This window comes from Aquificaceae bacterium, from assembly GCA_037722135.1.
Lineage (GTDB): Bacteria > Aquificota > Aquificia > Aquificales > Aquificaceae > Pampinifervens > Pampinifervens sericum.
Map to the genome: position 1 here is coordinate 1 of JBBKAW010000073.1, position 3,520 is coordinate 3,520.

General features: G+C 45.1%; 3 protein-coding genes. All 3 read left to right on the plus strand.

Annotated elements, in window-relative coordinates:
- The first annotated feature begins 86 nt into the window (after positions 1-86).
- From ftsH to WKI49_05380, 3 genes are read left to right on the plus strand one after another with little or no spacing between them, the layout of a single operon-like run.
- Positions 87-1,964: an ATP-dependent zinc metalloprotease FtsH gene (gene ftsH / locus WKI49_05370; protein MEJ7621919.1), complete on the plus strand. Its 1,878-nt coding sequence runs from the start codon at positions 87-89 to the stop codon at positions 1,962-1,964.
- Positions 1,964-3,253, plus strand: coding sequence for a 3-isopropylmalate dehydratase large subunit (gene leuC / locus WKI49_05375; protein ID MEJ7621920.1), 1,290 nt, complete (start codon positions 1,964-1,966; stop codon positions 3,251-3,253). Before ftsH ends, leuC begins: the two co-directional genes overlap by 1 nt.
- A complete protein-coding gene (locus tag WKI49_05380; protein MEJ7621921.1) occupies positions 3,234-3,419 on the plus strand; it encodes a Mut7-C RNAse domain-containing protein in 186 nt (61 codons plus the stop codon). The genes leuC and WKI49_05380 overlap by 20 nt, the downstream gene beginning before the upstream one ends.
- Positions 3,420-3,520 lie beyond the last annotated feature (101 nt).

Genomic DNA, 3,520 nt, shown 5'->3' on the forward strand with positions numbered 1-3,520 from the left:
ATAATAAACAGTATAAAAAAGGGATATGCTCTTGAAAAGCCGGGGCACATGATTAATATTAAATCCTTAAGTGCGGAGGTAAAAGAATGCAGTGGATGAAGAGCATCTTTATATGGGTGGTCCTTTTAGGCTTTATGGTTCTTGCCTTTAACCTCTTTGAAAGTAATAAGGGTCAGTCTGCGGTTAGAATACCGATAAACACGGTGCTTGAGCTTGCGGAAAAGGGTAAACTTGAAGAGGTGAAGATTAAAGATAATCTGCTCACTGGCATAACCACAGATGGTCAAAGGATAGAGACTGGTATACCACCTGGTTCAGACATAGTTAACAAACTTATAGAAAAGGGTGTTAAGGTAGAGGTTGCGGTGCAGGAAAGTAGCTGGCTTGTGCCCTTTTTGATCTCCTGGCTTCCTATACTTCTCTTTATAGGTATATGGATATACATGATGAGGCAGGTTAGCGGTGGAGGAAACCCTACCTCAAGGGCTTTCAGCTTTGGAAAAAGCAGGGCAAAGGTCTACATAGATGAGAAGCCTAAGGTTACCCTTGAAAACGTGGCTGGTATGGAGGAGGTAAAGGAAGAGGTAAAAGAGATAATAGAATACTTGAAAGACCCTGTGAAGTTCCAAAAGCTGGGCGGGAGACCGCCAAAGGGTGTGCTCCTCTACGGCGAGCCGGGTGTGGGCAAAACTCTACTGGCAAAGGCTATAGCGGGTGAAGCTCATGTGCCTTTCATATCCGTTTCTGGTTCTGACTTTGTGGAGATGTTTGTGGGCGTAGGTGCGGCACGCGTGAGGGACCTCTTTGATACCGCTAAAAAGCACGCACCTTGCATCGTATTCATAGACGAGATAGATGCGGTAGGTCGTTCAAGAGGTGCTTTAAGTCTTGGTGGTGGGCATGACGAAAGGGAGCAAACACTAAACCAACTTCTTGTAGAGATGGACGGTTTTGATACCTCAGAGGGTATTATTGTGATAGCTGCTACCAACAGACCAGACATCCTTGACCCTGCACTCTTGAGACCGGGTAGGTTTGATAGACAGATATACATACCCAGACCCGATGTGAAGGGAAGATACGAAATACTCAAGGTTCATGCAAAGGACAAAAAGCTTGCACCAGACGTGGACCTTGAAATAGTAGCAAGGGCAACCCCCGGCTTTACTGGTGCGGACTTGGAAAACGTGCTCAATGAGGCGGCACTCTTGGCAGCAAGAAAAGGTAAAGAAGCCATAGAGATGCAGGACATAGAAGAAGCCATAGATAGAATAACCATGGGCTTAGAGAGAAAAGGCATGGTCATATCTCCAAAAGAGAAGGAAAAGATAGCCTATCATGAAATGGGGCATGCAATAATGAGCCTAATGGTCCCTGGTTCTGACGCTCTCCACAAGGTCTCCATAATACCCAGAGGTATGGCTTTAGGCGTTACACAACAGCTACCTATAGATGACAAGTATATGTATGATAAGCAAGACCTGTATGGCAGAATACTTACCCTTATGGGTGGTCGCGCTGCAGAAGAAGTCTTTTATGGTAAAGAGGGCATTACCACGGGTGCGGAAAACGACCTTCAGAGGGCAACAGAGCTTGCCTATAGGATGGTTTCCATGTGGGGTATGAGTGAGCGTTTGGGTCCCTTGGCGGTAAGAAGAACGGTAAACCCGTTTTTAGGAGGTATAACAACCTCAATAGACATAAGCGAAGAGCTCAGAAGGGAGATAGACGAAGAAGTAAAAGATATACTCACAAAGGCTTATGAAGATGCTAAGAGAATAATACTGGAGCACAAGGAAGCTATACAAGCGGTGGTAAAAAAGCTCTTAGAAAAGGAAACCATGTGCTGTGAAGAGGTTGTAGAGATACTAAAACTTTATGGAGTTGAGGTAAGAAACGAATGTAAAAAGGAAGAGCATAAGATGGAAGCTCAAAAGAACACCTTTGAACAGGAGGTAGCGTAATGGGTATGACAATAACAGAAAAAATACTGGCAGACCACGCTGGCAAGAAGGAAGTTCATCCCGGCGAGCTTATAACCGTAAAAGTAGACCTTGTTATGGCAAATGATGTAACCGCACCTCTCGCCATAAAGATACTGGAAAAATATGGTATTCAGAAAGTCTTTGACCCAGAAAAGATAGCCCTTGTGCTTTCTCACTTTGTACCAGCAAAGGACATAAAGTCCGCAGAGCAGGCAAAACTGGTGCGGGACTTTGCAAGAAAACACAATATAAAGTGGTTTTTCCAAGAGGGTGAGGGTATAGAGCATACCATACTGCCAGAGCAGGGTATTGTTGTTCCCGGAGACTTAGTGGTGGGTGCGGACTCACATACATGCACCTACGGTGGTATAGGTGCTTTTGCCACAGGTATGGGTTCTACGGACATAGCCTATGCCATGGCAACGGGAGAAACTTGGCTAAAGGTCCCACCCACTATGAAGTTTATCTTTTATGGGAAGCTCCAGCCTTGGGTTTCTGGCAAAGACCTAATCCTGTATACCATCGGTCAAATAGGAGTGGATGGAGCTCTATACAAGGCTATGGAGTTTGACGGCGAAGCAATAAAAAGCCTTTCTATAGAGCAAAGACTAACCATAGCAAATATGGCAATAGAGGCGGGTGGCAAAAGCGGAATTATAGCACCCGATGAAAAGACTATAGAATATGTCTCTCAAAGAGCTAAAAAGCCATGGAAGATATACCAAAGCGACCCAGATGCACAGTATGAGGTGGTTTACGAGTGGGATGCGAGCAGAATAGAACCTCTTGTGGCTTGGCCATACCTACCTTCTAACGTGCATCCTGTGTCTGAGTCCACGCATATAACCATAGACCAAGCCTTCATAGGCTCTTGCACCAATGGAAGGATAGAGGACCTAAGGATTGCGGCAAAGATACTAAAAGGTAAAAAAGTCCATCCCTATGTAAGATGCATCGTTATTCCTGCCTCAAAGCAGGTCTACATGCAGGCTCTAAAGGAAGGATTAATAGACATATTCTTGTCTGCGGGGTGTTCTGTTTCTGTCTCCACATGCGGTCCTTGTCTTGGTGGTCATATGGGCATACTGGCGGAAGGTGAGCGTTGCATATCCACATCTAACCGAAACTTCCCCGGTAGAATGGGACATCCAAAGAGCGAAGTCTATCTGGCAAACCCTGCGGTAGTAGCTGCAAGTGCGGTGCTCGGTAGGATTGCTCATCCAGAGGAGGTGGTCAGAAAAGAAGAGCTTGAAGAGGTTCTTGCTTGAAGCAAACCTCCATAGGCTTGCCTACTGGCTCAGACTTCTGGGGCAAGATGCAATTCTTTTAAAGACCGCTATAAGTAAAGCGGAAGTTATAAAGCATCAAGACAGAGTTTTTATAACCACCTTGCGAAGGTTAGAGCAGGATTTCAAATTCTGGGACGTAGAATAACGCAAGTTGTAAGCTATAGAAAATTGATAACCCTGAGTCCGTCATGAGGGATAGGAGGAGAAAATTGTTTGATGATATAATCCTTCTGTGTCCTCAAAAGA

What these genes read in the sequence shown, in the direction of transcription:
- leuC (MEJ7621920.1), top strand. Translation starts at nt 1,964, where the DNA reads ATGGGTATGACAATAACAGAAAAAATACTGGCAGACCACGCTGGCAAG.
- ftsH (MEJ7621919.1), top strand. Translation starts at nt 87, where the DNA reads ATGCAGTGGATGAAGAGCATCTTTATATGGGTGGTCCTTTTAGGCTTT.